Consider the following 21,133-nt stretch of genomic DNA (forward strand, 5'->3'; position numbering starts at 1 on the left):
AGACTTCTAAAGCTTGTTAAACATTCGTGATTTCTAAGAAACGATCTTCCAATGTTTTTGCATTTGCCTTAAATCCATATACACGAATACGGTTCTCTACTAATAATTCAATGACATTCGGTACATCTTCTCTTGTTAATTCAATATGTATTTCTCCATCAACAACATTTGCGTTATGTTTAGTAAGAACCTTAAGTGCTGCTTCACTATTATTCACTTCAATTGAGTAAGTTTGTACATCTTCAGTTGTAAGCTCTGTTACTGTTTGTACATCTATTAGCTTACCTTGCTGAATAATCCCAATTCGGTCACACATCATTTCCATTTCTGCTAATAAGTGACTTGATACGATAATAGCCATGCCTCTTTTTTTCGTAAGTAGCTGCAAGTGATCTCTCATTTCTCGGATACCTGCTGGATCTAGTCCATTCGTTGGTTCATCAAGAATTAAAACTTTTGGATCATGCAATAAACATTGAGCTAAACCAAGTCGCTGCCTCATACCTAGTGAATAGGTTTTAACTTTCTGACGGATCGCCCCAGTTAAGCCTACTAACTCAACAACCTCATCAATCTTCTCTTTTGAAACATTCTTATTCATTCGAGCATATTGCAATAAATTATCATAGCCGCTTAGAAACTTATACAACTCTGGATTTTCTACAATCGCACCTACATGCTTAATTGCATCCTCAAAGTTAGACTTAATACTATGACCATCAATCACAACGTCACCTTCAGAAATAGCCATTAAACCGACCATCATCCTAATTGTCGTTGTCTTACCAGCACCATTTGGCCCTAAAAATCCAAAAACTTCGCCTTCAAAAATATCAAAGCTTAAATCAGAAACAATTTTCTTCCCTCTGATTTCTTTTGATAAGTTCTTAATTTGCACAATTGAATTCTTCATTTCGTCCTCCTTATTTCCAATATTTTCTAAATTCCTAATTATATTTTAACAAAATAATCACTTAAACAAAACAGTCTAAAGTCTGAGTTTGTTAAAAGGTGGAAGATATTGTTACAAAAACATGAAAATTATTACATATTTCATTGTTTTATGACATTTTTCAGAATTATTTTAATGTGAAAATAATTGTAAAATGTAGGTCCGTTTGAAAGTTTCATAGAACAAAAATATGAAAAGAAATAAAGAATACATATTAAGTTACTTAGGTAGCATTTCATATTTAATTTTTACTATTATAAGAATCCATATAAGTACATAGGTACTACATAAAAAAATAGCCTTATCCCTCAATGAATTTGGGGTAAGGCTATTTTCTAGGAAATAAAATTTGTTTACCTACTAGTCATATTTGCTAAAATTTTATACTTATTATGATTAATTACTGTGTGATCATGATCGTAATAATTTCGGTGGTTTCGATCTTTTCTCATATCTACGATTACAGAATTTGAAAGAACTTTTGTTACGATTCCTTTTACTGAATTCGGATTTTTCTTGTCAAAATCGTTTTTTTTTGGCGTAAATTCAATTTCGTCGCCTGGTTTTACATAGTATTTATTCATCGTTATGATTGTTTTATTATTTTCGCACATATGTTTATCACCTTTTTTATTCTATTTTATTCAATATTACAAAAATATCTGAATATTCAAAAGTGAATTGGATACTAGATTATATTGTGACTCTGTACCTATAAATTGATCTGATAGTATTAGTTGATTAATGCTTTATTCGTTAATGTGGATTTATTTATAGGATTACGATTGAGAAACGTAGAGAATAAGGAAACTGTGTTTAAATATTTCTAAACTAATTCTATAATAAAAAGACAGTAGGCATACTCATTATATCGAGTATGCCTACTGTCTTTGCCCTTAGCTACTACTGAAGCAAAGTTTGATTCATTACCCTTTAGGCAAAAACCCTAAAGTAGATTCCCTTTTAACTAGCGCTACTTCTAACTGATATTCTTCCACGTCATCTGTCACTTCTATTAAATTGATTAATTTATTTGTTGCAGCGACGCCGATTCGATAAATTGGTTGTACAATTGTACTCAATTCGGGTTCGACCATTTCAGTTATTTTAATTCCATCGAATCCAATAATGGCTATGTCAGTTGGAACGTTGATATTTAACATTTTTAATGCTTTTAAAGAGCCTATTGCCATTAAATCATTTGCTAGAAATATACCATCTACGTCTGGATGATCCTCAAGCAAACGTTGAGTTAATTGCTTGCCACTTTCCATCGCAAAATCTCCTTGGTAAACAATTGGTTCTTGTATTGGAAAATACTTTTGCAAAGTATCTTGATATCCCCGAAGCCGGTCAATCGCAGGAATAAAAACACCAGGGCCACTGATATGAGCAATTTTTTTGCATCCAAGTTCATACAAATGTTCGACAGCCATTATGGCTCCTTTATAATTATCGACACCTACTGAGTTTGCAGTATGTGTATCAACAGCACGGTCTACTCTAACAAATGGAATTTGTAAATTCTGTAAGCTTTTTAAGATTTCTTCATTGAATTCAAATGAAGCCAACACAAAACCATCGATATACCTACTTTGAAACTCCTTCCAAAACTTAGGGTTCTTTAGATCATCATTATTTGAATTAACTAGTATTAGGCTATACCCTTTTAATTTAGCAACTTCTTCTATTGCAACAACCAATTCTGGAAAGAACGGGTTTGAAATGTCAGGAATAATTAAGGCAATTGTTTTCGATTTTTGCTTCGCAAGTCCTCTAGCAATCTCGTTTGGTTTATAATCAAGCTTATTCATAACTACTTTAATTTTTTGTTCGGTTTCCGGACTAATATAGCTTATGTTATTTATATATCTAGATACCGTAGCTACAGAAACACCCGCTTCTTTTGCGACATCCCGTATCGTCGCTTTCTTATTTTTCACTAGATTATACTCCCCTAAAATAGAACAGATTTTCTCATATGTATTATATTCTTATTCTGATTCGATTAATCGTTTTACTGTTTCAGTAATTGTTAATCCCTTTAAATGCGGAACACAGAAGCCCTTTATTGGATCAACACTATCTACCCAACTTTTCGAAATTGATTCCATTCCATTCATTGCGCCTGCCAATGCACCAACCATTGCAGGCATGCTGTCGGCTTGTTTTGGTAACATAAGTGAGAGCATGATACTCTTTTCAAAATTTCCTTCTGTAGCAAGAATTATAGCATAGGCAACCGCTAAAGTCTCAGGGGCAATATTTCCATAATTATAAATTGAGTTAACTAGTTGGGTATTCCAAAGAGGCATAGCAGCAAATGCATCGTTATTAGTTGATTCCAAAATCGAAATTGCTTGGTTTACTTTTCTACTTAACCATGTATTTTCAGGGATTTGTTTTAATCCTTCATCAACAATTTCTTTCGCTGAGGCACCATCAATTGCAAGTGCAATACTTGCTGCCATTGCCTTTGCAGCGTATACTCCATCTTCCGCATTTGTGATTGATGCCATTTTTTCCGATACAATTGCAGCTTTATTTGGGTCGCCATGGAATTTAATTCCGATTGGTACTGCTCTCGCTACAGCCCCATCATCAAAATGATGCGGATTGTCATTCCCTGTTGCAGGAGATATTAAACCCTTTTTAATATTTTCAATGGAAGCTCTCTCACTAATTCCACTCCATATTTCATGTTCATGATGAACGACAAGCTTTTTCCATTGTTCAAGGAATTCTACTTCATTGAAATGAGATGATTCAAGTAACATAAGCGCAGAAATCATAGCAAATTCAGTATCATCTGTCCCAGAAAAGTCTAAAATACTTTCATCCATTGCATGAGTGAATGGCAACGAAAATTTGTTAATTTTATATTCATCAGTCTGTTTACTAAAGTCCCAAAGACGATTTCTTCTTCTTGTTGGTAAAACGGTGGTTCGATGGTACATTGCTGGAAACCCTAATGAATCTCCAATTGCAAGCCCTAAAAAAGCTCCACATGATTTACTATATAATGTTTGGTAATTCATTATAATCCCCTCCCAGCAATGACATCTGTGAACCTCTCACTTAAATCACGTATATCAATTCCTCTTGTTTTCTTAACACATACTCCCTTAATAACATTAATTCTACTTTTCCAACCTTCCGGAATAACGCTTGAACCGTTTAATGCCCCTGATAATGCACCATTCATTGAGGCAATCGTATCTGAATCTCTGCCAATATTTGTTCCACCTAAAACTGCTTGTATGTAATCTCCCTTTGATGCAGCAAACACACCATATGCTAAAGCTGTAGCCTCAGGAGCAACGTCTGCCCAAGGATAATAGAAAATTGAAACTTTATTATAGAGCTCTTCCATTGCCTCTTGTACATTAGAATATTTCATCCCAATATTTACTGCTTCATCTATTTTTCGATAAGACCATGAATCTTTTGGTAATACGTCTAGGCCAGTCTGAATTACCTTTTCAAAGGAATCACCTGTCATAGCATAAGCAACACTAGCAGCAATTGCCATTCCACAATAGACGCCGTCTCTGTCATGACTAATTCTTGCCTCAATTTCTGCTATTTTTGCAGCTTTTTCTGGGTCACCAGCAAAATAAACACCTACTGGAGCTATTCTCATGGCTACACCATCACTCCACATTTCATGATTATCCATACCAGAATAAGGAGCAACAAGTCCTTTTCTTAAATTAAAAATAGCATCAACTTCGCTAAAACCTCCACCTTTAAATCCACCATTTTGGTCTAATAAGTATTGGCTCCATTCATTTGTCATATCTTGATAAGTTAAATTCTCACCATATTTTAGTAAAATTAGAGAAGTTAACATCGAGTATTCTGTATCATCTGTCCCAACAGGATCGTTTGAAATAAAACCATCCACCCATTTGTATTTCTCCCTTATTCCTTCTAGTGTCATTCCCTCAGTTGGCGCACCAAGTGCATCACCAACTGAAAGACCAATTAGACATCCGTATACTTTATCGTAAATTTCTTTCCGATTCATACTATTCACCTCATTTAATTAATCAAACAATGTGATTGACTGTATTATAAAAGGCAGCTTTCGCTACCTTTCATAAACATCATCTTTATAATTCCTTCACAGAAAAATTAGATATGATCGATTCCCCTTGTTCTAACATTGCGAATCCGATCATTCCTCGATTAAATCGATTATGCTCAAATAAGAGAATTGATTCATTATTAATAGAAAAGCAGATTTCATTTCCTTTGCATTTCAATTCAAACTGATACTCTTCATCATGCTTCCACTCATATGGAATAGAGTGTATACGCTCAATTCCAAAATCGTTCGAAATTAATGAAACTTGATTTTCCCCATCAAAACCGACTTGGTAATGGCGCTCTACTCCAGATGCTCTAAATAGTAGATTGTGAGAGTTACCTTTCTTCGGTAAAATGAATGCATTCATGATTACATCTTTTGTATAATAGTTTCCTGTGAATGAAGCACAGTCTGTTAAACTACTAACTCTCATTTTTCCGTTCTCTAATGTCCACTCACCTCGATGATGAGAAAAAGGAGTTACGCTAAGAAATTCAATTGCTTGTTTTGAAAAATCAATTTCATAGCAAGACTTTCCAAAAATCCTAAATTCATCAATATATAATTTACCAAATGCTCTTTTTGTTAGTTCTGACGGACTTTCGATAATAAATCCTACTTCATCAATTAAATCCCCATCAGTATCTGGAACGACAAATTCAACTCGATTCCATTCATCATTTGTAAGTTTAATAGAATTCAGTTTTACAGTCTCTTTGGAATAAGTATTTCGAATATAAGGTGTTAAGATAAAGTCCTCACCTTGAATTTTATCGGAATAGATTTTTAAAGAAACGCTTTGTCCACTATAAATCTGAGGTGCAAAAGTTGGCTTATATTTTTCATCATTAAATTCTTCTCTTCGGTAGAAAGGTTTATAGAAAACTTTACTACTTTCACCTTTAATCATTCGATCGATAAAGATTTCTAGTGAACCTTTGCTTTGGTACCCATTGTCAGAATTATGTCTTAAGAATGTTTTAAAAGGGAAATCAGTTCTGAATCCATGTGTAGATCCTGGTAATGTGAAATCAAAATAAATTTCTTCTTCTCGATAGCTATTTAATAATTCAACAGGTGGCTCCTGATTTGCCATCTTGTAGCCTAATAGTGCAAGAGATTTAGAGAATGTAGGGATATCTAAAATATTTAAATAACCAGAAACACTTGATGTGGCGATAAAATCATTAATCGGTTTTCGATAACGATCTGCTATTCCGCTGGTTCCAGTGAAAACACCTAAAATTGTTCCAACATTTCCAGCATTACAGTCTGTATCCCATCCACACATCGTTGCAATCTCAATTGTTCTTGCAAAGTCGCCATTTCCATAAAGTAACGATAAGATACACACACCCGCATTTGGTATAATATGGCAGATACCTGGGTATTTGTCATATCCCCATTCGTTCTCAAGATACTGACGGCAAAGGCGGAAATCATTTGGCACTTGCTCATGAAAATCTAGAACTGCTCTAACAACTAGAGCATAAGTAGATTCTTCCGGAATCTCTTTTAAGCCAGCTTCAATAACCTCTTCGATCGATTTTGCAGAAAATGCTTGAGCGATACATGCGGCAATAAATCTCGCTCCAAATAATCCATTTTTATCATGTGAAACGCTTGCTGCAATTTCAGCATAATCAGCTGCTTTTTTAGGATTATTAGGAAACAGTAAGCCCCAACTATCAACAAATATTTGCCCGCCAATTTGCTCTGCAAGGACAATTCCATTTACTTCAGAAGATCCAGATTTCGGCGCAGATATACCTTTTTTCAAATTATTATAGGCAGTATGCTCCGTGCTAATCCCTTCACCGCCCCACCAAAACATCCCGATTCCTTCACGTGTATAGTTTAACCAAGCACGACCTACATCTTCTGGTGTTAATTCACGATTTTTCGCATCATCTAATAATGCACGAAGGAAAAATACCGGACCGTTGGCATCATCATCAGCAGAAAAAGTTTTGTAGTCCTTTATATAGCCATTAATATCACCGTAAACATCTTGAATGATTTCTGGTGTCCACTCTGTTGGTTCAACCGGTGCACCAAGTCGGATTCCAGCGTTCATTCCTAAAAATCCAGCATAAACCTTTTCTAAATAATCATTTGAAATCATCTCTTTCACTCCACTTCCGGGTTACCCTTTTCCTCAAAAGAATCTTTTTCTTTGTTCATTAATATGTAAATCTTGCAATATAATCTCTTTTGCAACTTCAGCAAACGTATCGGATAAATGAAGTAGATTCATCTTGTTTGTTGACTCTAAGATTTGAATATCTTCTTGTTCGATAACACCGTAACCATACTTAGCTCCAAGAATTACCCCGATCATCACACCAATGGAATCAGTATCACGCCCTGAATTAATACCGTCATAAATAGATTTATAGAATTCTCCATTATTTAAAACAATAAATGCCAATGCCAATGGAAGTTCTTCAATTGAAAATAACCTACTTGGTGTATAGTGATTTGATGGGATTCCGACTTTTTCTATTTTGCGATGAACATCATCCATCATTGGAGAAAACTTCACGAGAATACTTTGGAATGTTTCGATAACTTGATCCATATCTGCCTGTTCTACTCGTAGTTTTCTTGCAGCTTCTGTTAATTCAATAATCGCTTGTTTTGTGCCGTCTTTCGCATAATGAATCGCCGTCTCAACAATTTCATCAATGCTTACATTTTCTTCAAAAGCCTTTGCCACACATGTAGCCAAAACCCCTGCTGCCTCAAGTCCATAACTACTTTGATGTCCCATAGCAAAAAGGATTGCTTCATCATAAGCTGCTTTTGGGTTCCCTGCATTAACTACACCTATTGGAGCAATGTACATGGCTGCTCCACAATTAATCATATTTCCAATGCCACCTTCTCTTGGCTCACAATTAGCCAAAACATGTCGCATGAATATATATTTTTCAGGATAAAACAAACGATCAATAATTAATGCTTCACGACCAAATTCAGGAATATATGTTTTTTTAAAGGCAATTTCTTTCACGAATTCATTCCCAACATCATAGGCATCAAGATGTCTTTTTTCCTTTAAATAAACATTAATTAAAGCTGCGGTCATCAAGGTATCGTCTGTTACGATACCTTGTCCACGCATTTTACCAAGTGTTACATCAAGTGGAGCGTCTTCTTTATACCATCTAGTATTCAATGACTCTACTCGTTTATATTTCTCTTTTATTTCTTTATAGGTAAGCTTTTCAATCGGTGCCCCAAGTGCGTCACCTAAGGCTGTCGAAAGAATAATACCTCTTACACGATCCTTAAACGAAACCATATTAAGCACTCCTTACTTTATTTTGTCATTTGCATATTTAGTAAGCTCATCTCCACCAGCTTTTTTCCATTCTTTCACAAACTTGTCGAAGTCACTTACTGGACGCTTTCCTGTGATAATATCCGATGCGTATTCTTTATAAAGGTTTTCCATCGCATCCCAGTTAGCAACAAATTTCTCTGGTAAAATAAAGGTATTATCTTCAGAATAGGCTTGTTGAACCATTTCTTGAGATTTTAAAGCAGGCTCACTTAATAATGGTGTTTTTAATGGTTGTTCTGTTTTAAAATCTGTTGGTTCCCAATATCTAGCAAACCACTCACTATAATATTTATCAGTTAATGCAATTTGTCCGTTTTCAATCTTGTATTCTTCATTTTCAAATCCTAGACGATCAAGCATTTGACCTTTTGGACTTGCTAAGTAATCCAATACTTTGAAAACTAAATCTTTATGTTTTGATTGAGAAGAAATAGCATATCCACGAGACTCTTTTGTTATATCTGTTCCACCAAAGCCTTGGTAAATTCCTTTTGCAGCAGGTAAAACTTCTAATTCAGCTTGCTTGCCATTCACTTGAGTCATTTTACTGTTGTATAAATCGATTACTTTACCGTTTGTTCCAGTAATGATTGCAGCATCACCATCATAGAATGCTTTCTCTTTTGTATCCCATTGTTTTGTTAAATATTGCGGATCAAGAATGCCATCTTTATAAAGTTTGCTATAGTAAGCTAGCAATTCTTTTTCATTATTTGATACTTTCGAATAAACATATGTTCCATCACTATTCTTTAACCAAGTTTGATTGATTCCAAATGCCATTTTAAAAATAGAATCTAGTTCAGAAATATCACCTGCAGCTGTAAGACCGTAAGCTGGTTTTTTGTCACCACCTGGGTGCTTTGTAACTAATTCTTTTAAAAATGCGTAATAATTATCCGTTGTTGGATTTGCCATTAACGCTTGTGCGCTAGTCATTTTATCAAACCAGTCTTTTCTGATAACTGGTGTCTTTTGGTCAAGAGGTTTAATCCATAGTAAGTAAGGATAGTTGTTTAATCTTTTTTCGTCATACGGTTGAAGCATGTTTTTAATATTCTTCGACTGATCAATATATGGTGTTAATTTTTCTAATAAATTTTGTTGTGAAATCTGTTGATCTCCACCTTGGAAGTAGATTAAATCAGGAATATCTCCGCCAGTTAATAATAGATTTAATTTTTCTGCATAATCTCCTTGAGGAACTTCTACTAGTTTAAATTTCACGTTTAAGTTTTCATCTCTTTTTAAAGCTTTTTCTAATTCATTGTAATATTTTACTGATGCAGGATTAGATGGCGAATCATCTTTTGCAACAACTCGAATAATTGTCTTCCCATCCGCTGTTTTATCATTTGCATTCGTTTCCTTGTCGTTTGAACAAGCAGCAGTTGTAAATACAAGTAGTGCACTAAAAATTAACATAAGTAATTTCTTCATTTTTTTACCCCCTCATAAATTTTAAGCTTGTTTGACCAATTTACTTTTTTAACCATTAGTCTTTTACTCCACCTTCAAGCGCACCCTTTGCATAATATTTTAAGATTAGTGGGTACAGTATTAATAAAGGAATCATTGAAATGATGATTGTTCCGGCTTGTAGAGAAGAAAAATCTAGATTAGCAATTTGTTTATATGACCCACCAGTCAAACTCCCTAGCATTGAAGTATTATCCCTCATCACTACAAATTGTCGAAGCACAACTTGTAATGGCCATTTATGTGGATCTGTAATATAAATAGTAGCTCTGAAATATTCATTCCAGTGATAAACTCCATAGAATAATCCAAGAGTAGCAAGTGCTGGCTTTGATAGAGGCAGCATGATTTTCGTAAAAATTCTGAAATGCCCTGCTCCATCAATTCTAGCAGCCTCTAAAATACTATCTGGTACATCTTCAAAGAATCTCATTAAAATAAACAAATAGAATACATTAATTGCCTTGTATAGAATTAAAGAAGAGTAAGTATTAAGTAATCCTAAATTTTTAATCAATAAAAATTCTGGAATTAATCCTGGTTCAAAAACCATTAGAATAATAAGGAAAACCATAATAACTTTTTTTCCTACAAAGTTCGTTCTAGCTAGCACATAGGCTGCCATTGCAGTTAAAAATAGATTTAGCGCAGTTCCAATAACCGTTATTAAAAATGTGTTAAAAATACTTCGTAAAATAAGTGGATTTGAAAGCAATATTTTATAATTAATTAAAGAAAATCCTTCTGGCAAAATACTTAACCCTTTTAATTTATGAACTTTTAAAGGGTCAGATAGAGACATTGCCAGTAAGTTCAAGATCGGTATTAATATCGATAAAGATATTAAAATTAACACTAGATAGATAGCTACTTTTATCCAATTAACTTTCTTCAAAACCTACACCTCCCTATTACCAAACACCCTTACCTGAAATCCTTTTTGAGATAAAATGTGTTCCGAGAATTAAAACTACTCCAATAACACCCTTAAATAAACTAGCCGCTGTTGCATAAGAGTATTGAGCATTTAAAATACCAATTCTATAAACATATGTATCTAGAATATCAACAACACTAATAACGGAATCATTTATCATGTTAAACACTTGATCGAAACCAGCGTTCAAAAAGAATCCTAAATTTAAGATAAACACCGTTACGATCGTACTTGTAAGTTCCGGTAGAGTGATATATCTCATTTGTTGTAAACTAGATGCCCCGTCCATACGAGCAGCTTCATATAGTGATGGGCTTATTTTCATGATTGCTGCTAAGTAAAGAATGGAGTCCCATCCAGAAGAACGCCACATTTCTGAAAAAACTAAAACCCAGCGAATATGACTTTTACTAGTCATAAAATCAACGGATGGTAGATGGAAAAAGTGACGTATAACATTTACGCCTCCATCAGTTGGATTTAAAAGACTAATCCATATACCAGCAATTACAACCCATGAAAGAAAGTGCGGTAAATAAATGATAGATTGTACGTACTTTCTAAAAGGCCCAGTTCGAACCTCGTTAATTAACAATGATAATATAATTGGAATCGGAAAAATGAAGATGATCTTCATTGAGCTAATAATGACCGTATTTTTTAATACATCCAAGAAAGCTGGTGAGTTGAATAAAAGTTTAAAATGCTTTAAACCAACCCAAACATTGTCACCAATGATCCGATAATCCTGAAAGGCAAGCTTCATCCCTAGCAATGGAATTACATTAAATATAAAGAAATAAACAATTGCAGGAAGAAGCATTAAATAGATGACCCAATCTTTTTTAATTTTCGATAGCGTGGTCTTCACCTTCATGTTTCAACTCCTCTTTCCATAAAAGGTCTACTTCACTTCGATATGGCATACCGGTTTGAGCACCTTTTTTTGTAACAGATAATCCGGCTACAATCGTTCCGAATCGAATACTGTCATAAAGATTTTTCTCCTCTGAAACTGCTACTGCAAACGCTCCGGAAAATGAATCGCCTGCACCAGTTGTATCAACAGGTTCTACTTTTATAGCTGGCACACGAACAATTTCTTGTCCATCATAATAAACAACACCATCCGTACCACATGTAATAATTAATTGATTTGGATAGTTGATCAGTAACTCTTCCATTGGAAGCTTACTATCAAAAACGATTTCATACTCGTGTTCATTTGGTGTTAAATAAGTAATCTTTTCAAATAAATGTGCCTTAATTTTATGCGCAGGGGCCGGGTTAACGATTATTATTTTGCCTTTTTCATGTAGAATAGGGATTAAATACTCCATTAACTCGATTGGCGTTTCCATTTGGAATAAAACAACATCATACGTAAGCAATCCGTCTAAAACTCTATTAATATAGCTAACATCTGTAAAATCATTAGCCCCAGGTACAACTAGAATTCGATTCTCGCTATTACAAATTTCTATAAATGCTACACCAGTATGGCTTCCTTCAACTAGATTTAAATTTTTTATATCTAAAGTTTCGTTTTTCATATTTTCGATAAAGATTTCACTAATCTCGTCTTTACCAACTGAGCCAAATAAAGCTACTTCAGCACCTAATCGGGAAGCGGCTACAGCCTGATTAGCACCTTTACCTCCTACCGATAAAAAGAATTGATTCCCTAAAAGCGTTTCACCTATTTCAGGTAACTTTTCTGCTTCAACAAAATAGTCCATATTAATACTACCTACAACTGCAATCTTCCTCACTAGTCATCTCCGCCTCATCAAAAGTAATCTTCATTAGCGGTGCATGTTGTTGCGCACCGTATACATCTCTGTCTCCTACACTTCCTGAAGAGACTTCTCTTTCAATCGTAATTTTGATTCCCAATGCTTGGTCAAAGAAAACAAGATGGTGAACCTGTTCTTCACGTAAATTATATAAATGACAAATTGTCTGTTTCGTAATCTTGCCTGAGTTTTTAACTAGTTGATAAACTCGTTCTGAATCAAATAAAATGTCCAATGTGACTTCAAAAGGACCTGAATTTTTACTTCTAAGTACTTTTGCTAAATCAAATAATGTAACCATTACTCTGCCCTCCTACAAGTACTCAACTTGAAACGGATTATCATTAATTTCCATTAAATGATAGATAGAAAACTCGTATACCGCCCCAAATTCAACATCACTTGGTGCAAATGGAAATGCTAGATTTCCCGCAGTCGACTTGCGCTTTTCATAGCCAAAGTGTAGAAAAGTTGATCTGACTGTTGCACATATACTATTTGCTAGTTCTTGAGTCTTGGCGATTACTTCAAATAACACACCAATTTCATGGCCTTTAAATGTTTCGATTTCTTTTGAGCCAAGAACCGCGTCAATTCCATAATTTAAAAAGTTAATTTTGTAATCGTTTCGGTCAATTTCAGGATAATATTCAAATACTTGTTCCTTTACTCGATTCTCAATTTCATGAATATTTTCAATTAAAATTGGATCCCTGATCCCTGCCATAACAAATGTCCGATATGCAGTCTTTTTTGCACCTTCGAGTTTAATAAATGTAGTATCTTCAGGAATGAATCGGCTATTCGAAACTTCTACAACGCCATTTCCTGCATCATGAAACTCACAATCACTTAAATCAAGTCTAAATCCAGGTCCATGTAGTAAGTATGGATGTTCTTTCTCATAAAAAGTATGAGCTGCCACACTGATTGGAGTACATTTCCTTAATGGATTTAATGATTCGACTGTGAAGGAATCATCCTTTAAAACTCCTAGAATACTATCCTTTGTCGTTCCAGGCTCCGCACATAATGCACCACATTCTAAAATTTTGCCTAAATGATAAGCTAGTCCCGGATCTTTTTGATGATAAATCCCAATTGCCGCAAATGGCGATGGATCATAAGCCCGGCCGCATATGATAATATCACTATCATTTTCTAATGCTTCTAAAATTGGTTCATGTCCCATTTGAGCAACAATTTGAATTGTTTCTTTAATCGTCTCTTCATCTAGTTCAGGGATATTCTTAGTTAAAGGTTTAATTTTATGAGCACGATTTGCCTCAATAATTTCCTCTTGTGTAAAATCAGCCCAAATTACCGCAACCTTAGCACTTAATTCTTTCTCTTTTAATATCTTTTTTATGATTGAAATCGTTGATTCTACATGTGGGCGCGCTCCCGCTCCACCAGCAGATCCAATAATAATAGGAATTTTTCTTGGAACACCATTTGTTATGATTAATTCTAAATCCTTCATTAATGCCCGTTCACTTACGATCGAAACACCTGCCCCTAATTTATGAGGACCGGCATCCGTAGAACCAGCATCAACAACGATTCCATGTATTTTATCTTTTAGTCCATTTAAAAATGAAGTTGCTGGAAATCCATACCCAAGCATCCCACATGGGGACAAGATTTTAATTTCTTCTGACATTTTTATACCTTCTATCATTGTCGATTTTTATGTATGTGTAACCGGTTACATACTCTGTAAAAAAAATGCGAACATTTAGGAGCTTTTTACAAAGTTTATATGTAACCGGTTACATAAGATAATCATAATAACGATTCTTAAAAACGTCAATAACTAATTTTAAAATTTTTAGAATTAATTGATTATATTTTTTCACGGAAGTATTTCTATTCATCAAACTAATAATAAAAAATTCTAAAAAAGGTTCCAAAAGTAAAAAACTCATCCATCTTTGAATGAGTTTTACTGTTACTTCTATAGATCAACTTCATTTAATTCACTATCGAATTCTTTCGAACAAAATATACTTAAGGAAGAACCGTCTCAGAAACTTCATCCAATTCTGCTCCATTTGAAGCAATTACCTTTTGAAACCAATAAAAGCTTTTCTTTTTATATCTTTTTAAATCTCTTAATTCCGTTTCATCACGATTTACAAATATAAAGCCATATCGCTTTTTCATTTCACCTTGAGAGCTAAGTAAATCTGTTGCTCCCCAAGTCAAATAGCCGAAAACTTCCACGCCTTCTTCCATCGCAAGTTTCATTTGTTCAATATGTTCTTTTACATAATCAATTCGATACTGATCATCTACCGTCATATATTCATTTAATTCTTCCCTAACGCCAATCCCATTTTCCGTTATAAAAATTGGCAAGCGGTATCTTGCATATAAATCCTTTAATGCGACTCTAAGTCCGATTGGTCGATGGACCATCCCCACTCATTTGCGTCCAGATTTGGATTTGGAGTTACCCCACTTATCACATCATTTTTATTATTTAAATCTGACTTCACGGTCTGGCTTTGATAATAGCTAATACTTATATAATCAACTGTATTTTCTTTTAATAATTCTACATCACCATCTTCAAATGTCGGCATAATTCCCTTCTTTTTAAGCTGACTTGTTACGTAAGATGGATATTCTCCATTAGCAAAAACGTCACAGTAGAAGTCAATTAACAACTCTTTTGTCTTTACATTAGCAATTACGTCGGTTGGTCTGCAGGAAATTGGATATGTCGTTAAATAAGTGACCATGCCAGCCATTTTTCCATCTGGGATTATTTCATGTAGAGCTTTAACAGCTTTAGCATGCGCAATAAATGAATTATGTACCGACTGATAACTTAATGCTTCCTTATTTTCATCTGTTACTTTTACACCTAATAGTTTTGGCTGAATTAAGAATAGATTTTGCTCATTAAATGTTAACCAATACTTCACTTTATCTCGATAGCGTTCAAATACCGTTCTTACATAGTTTTCAAATAAATCAACAACTTTTCTTGAAGCAAAACCATTATATTTTTTAGCTAATGCTAATGGTATATCAAAATGGTATAGCGTAATTACAGGCTGGATCCCGTTAGCCAATAGCTCATCAAATAAGTGATCATAAAACTGTAATCCCTCTTCATTTGGTGCACCTTCCCCTGTTGGGAAAATTCTTGCCCATGAAATACTTGTACGATAAGCAGTGAAACCTAATTCTTTGAATAAAGCTATGTCTTCTTTATAGCGATGATAGAAATCAACTGCTACTTTCCAATCGGAAAATCCTTCTGGAATTGGTCTCGCATCGACGATCGAAGGGCCTTTTCCACCTTCATTCCAAGCTCCTTCAGTTTGAAAGGAAGTTACCGCTCCTCCCCATAAAAATCCTTCAGGAATGATCTCATTATTTGTCGGCATAGTTATTCCTCCATTTTAATAGTAGTCATATTACTTTATGAGATTTCTTGGCCAAACTATTACTTAAATAACGATTTAAACTGACTAATTACTGAACATGCATTCACTAGAAAAAAGCACCGTTCCATATAGGACGGTGCTAAATTGATTGAATTAAATTTCATACTTTGTTGACTTCGTCTTAGAAGAAATTGAATGTGTAGAGACAATTCCATCTTTATTCACTTTAATACCATGCAATGAGCCACCATAAGCCGCTGCGCCATCGATACAAATCTTCGTTTTACAAGGTGAATACCAAATATCAAATTTGCCTTCTGTTTTATGTAATATTGATGTCGGAGTGTGGCCAAATATAAACGTTTTATCTGTTTCATTTTTTCCGTAATGGAATGCATCTCGAATCCAGTAAAATTCTTTATCAGTAGTTTCCTTCCAATCTGCAAGATTTAAGTCTACCCCAGCATGAACGAAAACATAATTTTCCCATTCAAAATACAATGGTCTGTTTTTTATAAATTGTAATTCCGACTCAAATTGCTCCCTCATTAATTGTGCTACTTCATTAGGACCTCTTTTATTTGTAATTTCAAATTTAAAAAATGAATGAATTGTTTCAATGCCACCCTGTCCATAATAATACGCTTCTTTAAACTCTGGTTGCTCAAGCCAGTCCAAAAGCATTTGCTCATGATTTCCTAAAATCACAACCGCTCCATAATCTTTCTCTAATTGCTGCGCTTTTAACAATACTTCATATGGATTCTCACCACGATCCACTAAATCACCAAGTAATACTAGCTGTTCATTATCCGGATTCCATTTTTTTAATAACTTTTCTAATTCATTAATACTGCCATGAATATCTCCAATTGCAAATACCGTATCTTTGTTCATAAAATTAAATCCTCCATAAACCTATTATTCCCATTAAATTATTTAAATAATATAAATAGTTTAACAAATATAAAAGTAAATAATCTAACATATTGCCTTTTTAACTATTGAAATATAATTTCATTGCCTAAGAATAAGCTAGGATAGTTTTTTTACCATAGGGAATAATGAAAAGGTAAATTTTTGATAAAGGGGATTTTTGAAATGAGTAATGAGAACAAAGATTTAAATAACAACGACTTTTTTATTGCAGATTTAACTAGTGATGCTAAGAGTAAGATTGAGCATTTGGAAGATGAATTGGATATTACTTTGGTTGCTTATGATTGTAAGAAGTGAGTTATTTGCAGAGTACTCTTTAATGAGTACTCTTGTTTATTTTGTTCTATGGAAGTAATAATGATTATATGTATTTAATTAAACTTATACTAATAAAACAACTGCTCTTTTTATAGGTCAGTCATTATAATAAATTTTACGAGTAACTTAATTAAACAAAAATGTGAAGAATATGCTTTTTGGTATTCTTTCAATAACGATAAAACAGCCAAGCACTTCAAAAAGGCTTGGCTGCTTTATTATAATCCATGCAATTCATTAACCGCATGCCGAGTTTTCGTAATTTTGTCTTTTGACGATTCAATATTAATCGATGCATACACGTAATACAATACATCAATAATGAAAAACTGGCTAAGTTTCGAAGTAGTCGCAGCACTTCTTATTTTTGCTTCAGGGGCTTGTGAGGTGAACAAGTTAAAATCGCAAAGATCAGATAGCTTACTTCGCCCAAATCCGGTGAGGCTGATGGTGATTAGTCGATTTTTTTTGGAAACCTTTGTGAGTTCCATCACTTCTTTCGTTTGGGCGCTATATGAAATGCCGATAAAAACACTTCCTTCTGGTGCATTTGCCATGGTCATGGCGAGGACGTGTAAATCACTCATTGCATAAACATTTTTCCCCATTCGTAACCACTTTTGAGCAATATCTTCTGCGACTAATGCAGATGCACCAACTCCAAAAGCAAAAATGACTGGTGCGTCGTAAAGTATTTTCGCGATCTTTTCAATCGTAATTGAATCAATTTGATTTGCGCTATCTCTTAATGATTGAATCGCATTTGAGAGCATCTTTTCAACGAGGTCGGAAGCATTCTCATTTTTGTCCAAATCATAATAACCTGTTTTTTGTTCTTGTGCGAGGTCAGCTGATAATGCCACTTTTAATTCTGGGAAACCTTTTAACCCCATTGAGCGACAAAACCGAACAACAGAAGCGCTACTTGAAGAAGATTGCGCCGCCAATTCATGCACATTCATGAACATCACTTCATTCGGTGAACTAAGAACAAACTTGGCAACTTTTTGCTCAGCCTGCGTTAATTTAGGCATTGCGTTCTCAATTCTGGATACAATTTCACCAATACTCATCCTAACGCCTCCACTACTTCCTGTACAATATCTATGTGCTCTGTTCAAACCGATTGTTCACTTAGAATAAAGCTAAACGGATTACCTGATTTTTGTAAAAAAGGTAACAGAGAAAGATCTTCTTTAATCACGTACCCGATGACATTGACTCGTTCATCTGGAGGCAACTGCTTCAGTGTGATCTGAAACTCTCCTTTGTACCGTTTATACTTGTCGTTATCAATAGTAAGTGTTCCGATCGGGCGTTCAACACAATTAGCCGGCTGTATGCTGCCAGTAAAATGCCTGCGTGCATTTTCGGAACGGATAACGTCTCTTGCGATATCGGGGCGGTTATGATGCACTTGATCCCAAACATGCGAATCTTTCTTGTCTTCTACACGAATTAAGACAATTCCTTCATTCCATGACATAAACTGTTGCAACGTCTGATTACTAAGTGACAAGTCTCCGATAACCGCTTGATCGACTAATGCCTCAGAAAGTAATTCGATGTAACTAGAAAAAGGCGAACGATTTCGATGTTTCTCTAATGTAGGCAAGCCCTCATGTAAAGGACCTCTTAAATCGCCATCACCAGGAAAAAACGCAACGACCTTCAACCCTTGAGATTTTAACCATTTGTTCTTTTCTTTAAAATGAGAAAGTGATAAACCAGTTTCAGGTCTAGGATAATAATTATGCCATGCTTCAAGTGACGTAAAATCAGCATGACATTCTCTTAACTCGTCTAAAAATGCACCATCAATTGTACTAGCATTCAGTGCGATCAACCATTCGTGGGTTAATGATGCAATGTCCGAAACGCTCATCCCAAAATCAATTCGTAATCCAGTTACACCACTTTCTTTCAACTGAGAGAGTGAAAATGATTTAAATGCTCTTGGTGAAACATCTACCATAAGTGTCATTTGATGTGTCTTTGCAAACTCTCCAATTTTACGTAACGGAGTCAATAAATCTGAGTTACTTTCCTCAGGAATCTGAAGAGATGTAAAAATCGTATGAAATCCGATTTCTCTCATGTGCTTGAGATAGTCGATTGTTTGTTCGATTGGTTGTTCAGTTAATGAAACGAGTACGCCGCTCATAGTATGCTCCTTTTTTCAATTTTTTTGTTAAAAATAAAATCCTCGCATAATCACTCACGACTAAAAATCACGAGCATCCTATGCGAGGTTGATGAATTAGAACGAAAACGTATCTTGCACTTCTACTGTCTCTTCTGCCTCAACAGATTCTCTTGCTTTTTTCGGTACACCAAAAAGGTAAGTACAGACGAATCCAAAAATATAAGCCGTCGCGATGCCAAGTAAATAAATCCACCATTTTCCATTAGCGATTAATAAACTAAGTTCTAGTCCACTTGCGCCAATCCCAATAGCCCCTACATTGCCAAAATGGCCGATAACTGCTCCGCCAAATGCTCCGCCTAAACAAGCTGTCACAAACGGTCTTCCAAGTGGAAGTGTAACGCCATAAATAAGTGGTTCACCGATTCCTAGGACACCAATCGGTAATGCTCCTTTAATAATATTGATAAGTGGTTTGTTCTTATAACAACGTACCCAAAGCGCTAAAGCTGCACCAACTTGCCCTGCCCCAGCCATTGCTAGGATTGGTAATAGAACCGTTACACCTGTTTTATTAATAAGTTCAATATGAATAGGCGTCATAATATGATGTAATCCAAGCATAACCATGACCAACCAAATACCACCTAGTATAAATCCTGCAAATGCTCCACCAACTGATAAAGTCCAATTAACTGCAGTAAGTAAGTGAGTTTCAACGAATCCTGCAAAAGGCATAATTAAGAAAATCGTGATCAATCCTGTAATAACAACACTCAAAAATGATGTCAATATGAGATCAATTGAATTCGGTATGATTTTATGCAATCGTTTTTCAATTCGCGATAAAATCCAAACAGCTAACACAACACCAATAACGCCACCTTGGCCAGGGATAAGTGCATCACCCGTAAATAGGTTTTTAATCGGTAGTTCCGGATTCATCCCAGTTAAAAGGGTCGCTCCACCAATTAATCCACCAAGTGGAGGGCTCGCTCCAAACTCTCTAGCTGAATTGATACCGACATAGATTGCCATATAAGCTAATAAACCACTTTGAATGACACCAAGAACTTGTTTAAATTGAATCCAACCTTCTCCAGTCAAGTGTCCTGATGTGATAAGGTTACCGATAATTGCAGTGATCCCAGCAGTTAAACCAGCCGCCAAGAATGCAGGTACTAATGGAATAAAAATATGTGCAATTGCTTTAAAGAAATTTTTTATCGGCGTATTGTTCTTTTTTTGATAGTTTTCTTTATTATTAGCTGCAATTCTGGCAGCTTCTTCAGCACGAGAATTACTATGTTGAAGTGGGATTCTCTCACCCATTTTCACACCACTTACAAAAGCAATTTCATTCGCTACTTTCGTTACTACACCTGGACCAACAACGATTTGAAACGTAGAATCCACGATTACACCTAAAACACCTGGAACTTTCTTTAGTTCTTCAATGTTAGCTAGTGACTCATCTCGTAAAGTGAGGCGCACACGTGTCATACAGTGTGTTACAAGTGCGACATTTCCAATTCCCCCAACTTTACTGAGAATAGCTGATGCCAATTTTTTTTCTTTTTCCATCTTCCTAACCTCCCTTTAATCCTATGGTTCATCATTGAATGCGTCCGTTTATTAAGTACGACCGGTTGTATGAGGCGAATTCACAATGCACCCTTCCCTTAATGCAAAATAATTGTTCAATTTTCCTTGCTAACAAAAT

Annotated in this window: 18 protein-coding genes and 1 pseudogene; 1 reads left to right on the forward strand and 18 read right to left on the reverse strand. The window is 34.9% G+C overall.

The features are described from left to right. Window positions 1-16: 16 nt before the first annotated feature. The 15 genes and pseudogenes from CN692_RS07380 to CN692_RS07450 form a co-directional block, all read right to left on the reverse strand. Entirely contained in the window at window positions 17-913 is an 897-nt protein-coding gene (locus CN692_RS07380; protein ID WP_098118524.1) for an ABC transporter ATP-binding protein, read from the reverse strand. A 392-nt stretch (window positions 914-1,305) separates the two neighbouring features. Next, window positions 1,306-1,566 carry a DUF2187 family protein gene (locus tag CN692_RS07385; protein ID WP_098118525.1) on the reverse strand — a complete coding sequence of 87 codons (261 nt, stop codon included), beginning with the start codon at window positions 1,564-1,566 and terminating at the stop codon, window positions 1,306-1,308. A gap of 312 nt (window positions 1,567-1,878) precedes the next feature. After that, window positions 1,879-2,895: a LacI family DNA-binding transcriptional regulator gene (locus CN692_RS07390; protein ID WP_098118526.1), complete on the reverse strand. Its 1,017-nt coding sequence runs from the start codon at window positions 2,893-2,895 to the stop codon at window positions 1,879-1,881. 51 nt (window positions 2,896-2,946) lie between these two features. Next, window positions 2,947-3,990, reverse strand: a complete 1,044-nt coding sequence (locus CN692_RS07395) for an ADP-ribosylglycohydrolase family protein (protein ID WP_098118527.1) — start codon at window positions 3,988-3,990, stop codon at window positions 2,947-2,949. Beyond that, complete coding sequence (locus tag CN692_RS07400; RefSeq protein WP_098118528.1) at window positions 3,990-4,982, reverse strand: ADP-ribosylglycohydrolase family protein; 993 nt, start codon at window positions 4,980-4,982, stop codon at window positions 3,990-3,992. The genes CN692_RS07395 and CN692_RS07400 overlap by 1 nt, the downstream gene beginning before the upstream one ends. 85 nt (window positions 4,983-5,067) lie before the next feature. Continuing rightward, window positions 5,068-7,170 carry an ADP-ribosylglycohydrolase family protein gene (locus CN692_RS07405; protein WP_098118529.1) on the reverse strand — a complete coding sequence of 701 codons (2,103 nt, stop codon included), beginning with the start codon at window positions 7,168-7,170 and terminating at the stop codon, window positions 5,068-5,070. Window positions 7,171-7,203: 33 nt separating this feature from the next. Further along, a complete protein-coding gene (locus CN692_RS07410) occupies window positions 7,204-8,352 on the reverse strand; it encodes an ADP-ribosylglycohydrolase family protein (protein ID WP_098118530.1) in 1,149 nt (382 codons plus the stop codon). 12 nt (window positions 8,353-8,364) lie between these two features. Continuing rightward, a complete protein-coding gene (locus CN692_RS07415) occupies window positions 8,365-9,834 on the reverse strand; it encodes an extracellular solute-binding protein (protein ID WP_098118531.1) in 1,470 nt (489 codons plus the stop codon). A 55-nt stretch (window positions 9,835-9,889) separates the two neighbouring features. Further along, complete coding sequence (locus tag CN692_RS07420; RefSeq protein ID WP_098118532.1) at window positions 9,890-10,768, reverse strand: carbohydrate ABC transporter permease; 879 nt, start codon at window positions 10,766-10,768, stop codon at window positions 9,890-9,892. A 16-nt stretch (window positions 10,769-10,784) separates the two neighbouring features. After that, window positions 10,785-11,687 (reverse strand): ABC transporter permease, encoded by a 903-nt coding sequence (locus tag CN692_RS07425; protein ID WP_098118533.1) that lies wholly within the window; start codon window positions 11,685-11,687, stop codon window positions 10,785-10,787. After that, entirely contained in the window at window positions 11,656-12,582 is a 927-nt protein-coding gene (locus CN692_RS07430; RefSeq protein ID WP_098118534.1) for a ribokinase, read from the reverse strand. Before CN692_RS07430 ends, CN692_RS07425 begins: the two co-directional genes overlap by 32 nt. Then, the gene (locus CN692_RS07435) at window positions 12,557-12,907 is read right to left on the reverse strand and encodes a DUF4387 domain-containing protein (RefSeq protein ID WP_098118535.1); all 351 of its coding nucleotides are present in this window, start codon (window positions 12,905-12,907) and stop codon (window positions 12,557-12,559) included. Before CN692_RS07435 ends, CN692_RS07430 begins: the two co-directional genes overlap by 26 nt. A 12-nt stretch (window positions 12,908-12,919) precedes the next feature. Beyond that, the gene (locus CN692_RS07440) at window positions 12,920-14,269 is read right to left on the reverse strand and encodes an acyclic terpene utilization AtuA family protein (RefSeq protein ID WP_098118536.1); all 1,350 of its coding nucleotides are present in this window, start codon (window positions 14,267-14,269) and stop codon (window positions 12,920-12,922) included. A gap of 347 nt (window positions 14,270-14,616) precedes the next feature. Continuing rightward, window positions 14,617-16,007 (reverse strand): annotated as a pseudogene (locus CN692_RS07445) (glycoside hydrolase family 1 protein). Between the two features lie 153 nt (window positions 16,008-16,160). Further along, window positions 16,161-16,904, reverse strand: coding sequence for a metallophosphoesterase family protein (locus tag CN692_RS07450; RefSeq protein ID WP_098118537.1), 744 nt, complete (start codon window positions 16,902-16,904; stop codon window positions 16,161-16,163). Window positions 16,905-17,108: 204 nt separating this feature from the next. On the opposite strand from CN692_RS07450, the gene CN692_RS26630 reads away from it, so the two are divergent. Beyond that, window positions 17,109-17,243: a hypothetical protein gene (locus CN692_RS26630; protein ID WP_257131733.1), complete on the forward strand. Its 135-nt coding sequence runs from the start codon at window positions 17,109-17,111 to the stop codon at window positions 17,241-17,243. A gap of 239 nt (window positions 17,244-17,482) precedes the next feature. Here the strand turns inward: CN692_RS26630 and CN692_RS07455 are convergent, their stop codons facing one another. The 3 genes from CN692_RS07455 to CN692_RS07465 form a co-directional block, all read right to left on the reverse strand. After that, window positions 17,483-18,337 carry a MurR/RpiR family transcriptional regulator gene (locus CN692_RS07455; RefSeq protein WP_098118538.1) on the reverse strand — a complete coding sequence of 285 codons (855 nt, stop codon included), beginning with the start codon at window positions 18,335-18,337 and terminating at the stop codon, window positions 17,483-17,485. Window positions 18,338-18,381: 44 nt separating this feature from the next. Continuing rightward, a complete protein-coding gene (locus tag CN692_RS07460) occupies window positions 18,382-19,428 on the reverse strand; it encodes a DUF871 domain-containing protein (RefSeq protein WP_098118539.1) in 1,047 nt (348 codons plus the stop codon). Window positions 19,429-19,524: 96 nt separating this feature from the next. Continuing rightward, window positions 19,525-20,994: a PTS transporter subunit EIIC gene (locus CN692_RS07465; protein WP_098118540.1), complete on the reverse strand. Its 1,470-nt coding sequence runs from the start codon at window positions 20,992-20,994 to the stop codon at window positions 19,525-19,527. Between the last annotated feature and the right edge of the window lie 139 nt (window positions 20,995-21,133).

Origin of the sequence: Bacillus sp. AFS002410 (assembly GCF_002556365.1) — a bacterium.
Classification (GTDB): Bacteria; Bacillota; Bacilli; order Bacillales; family Bacillaceae_G; genus Gottfriedia.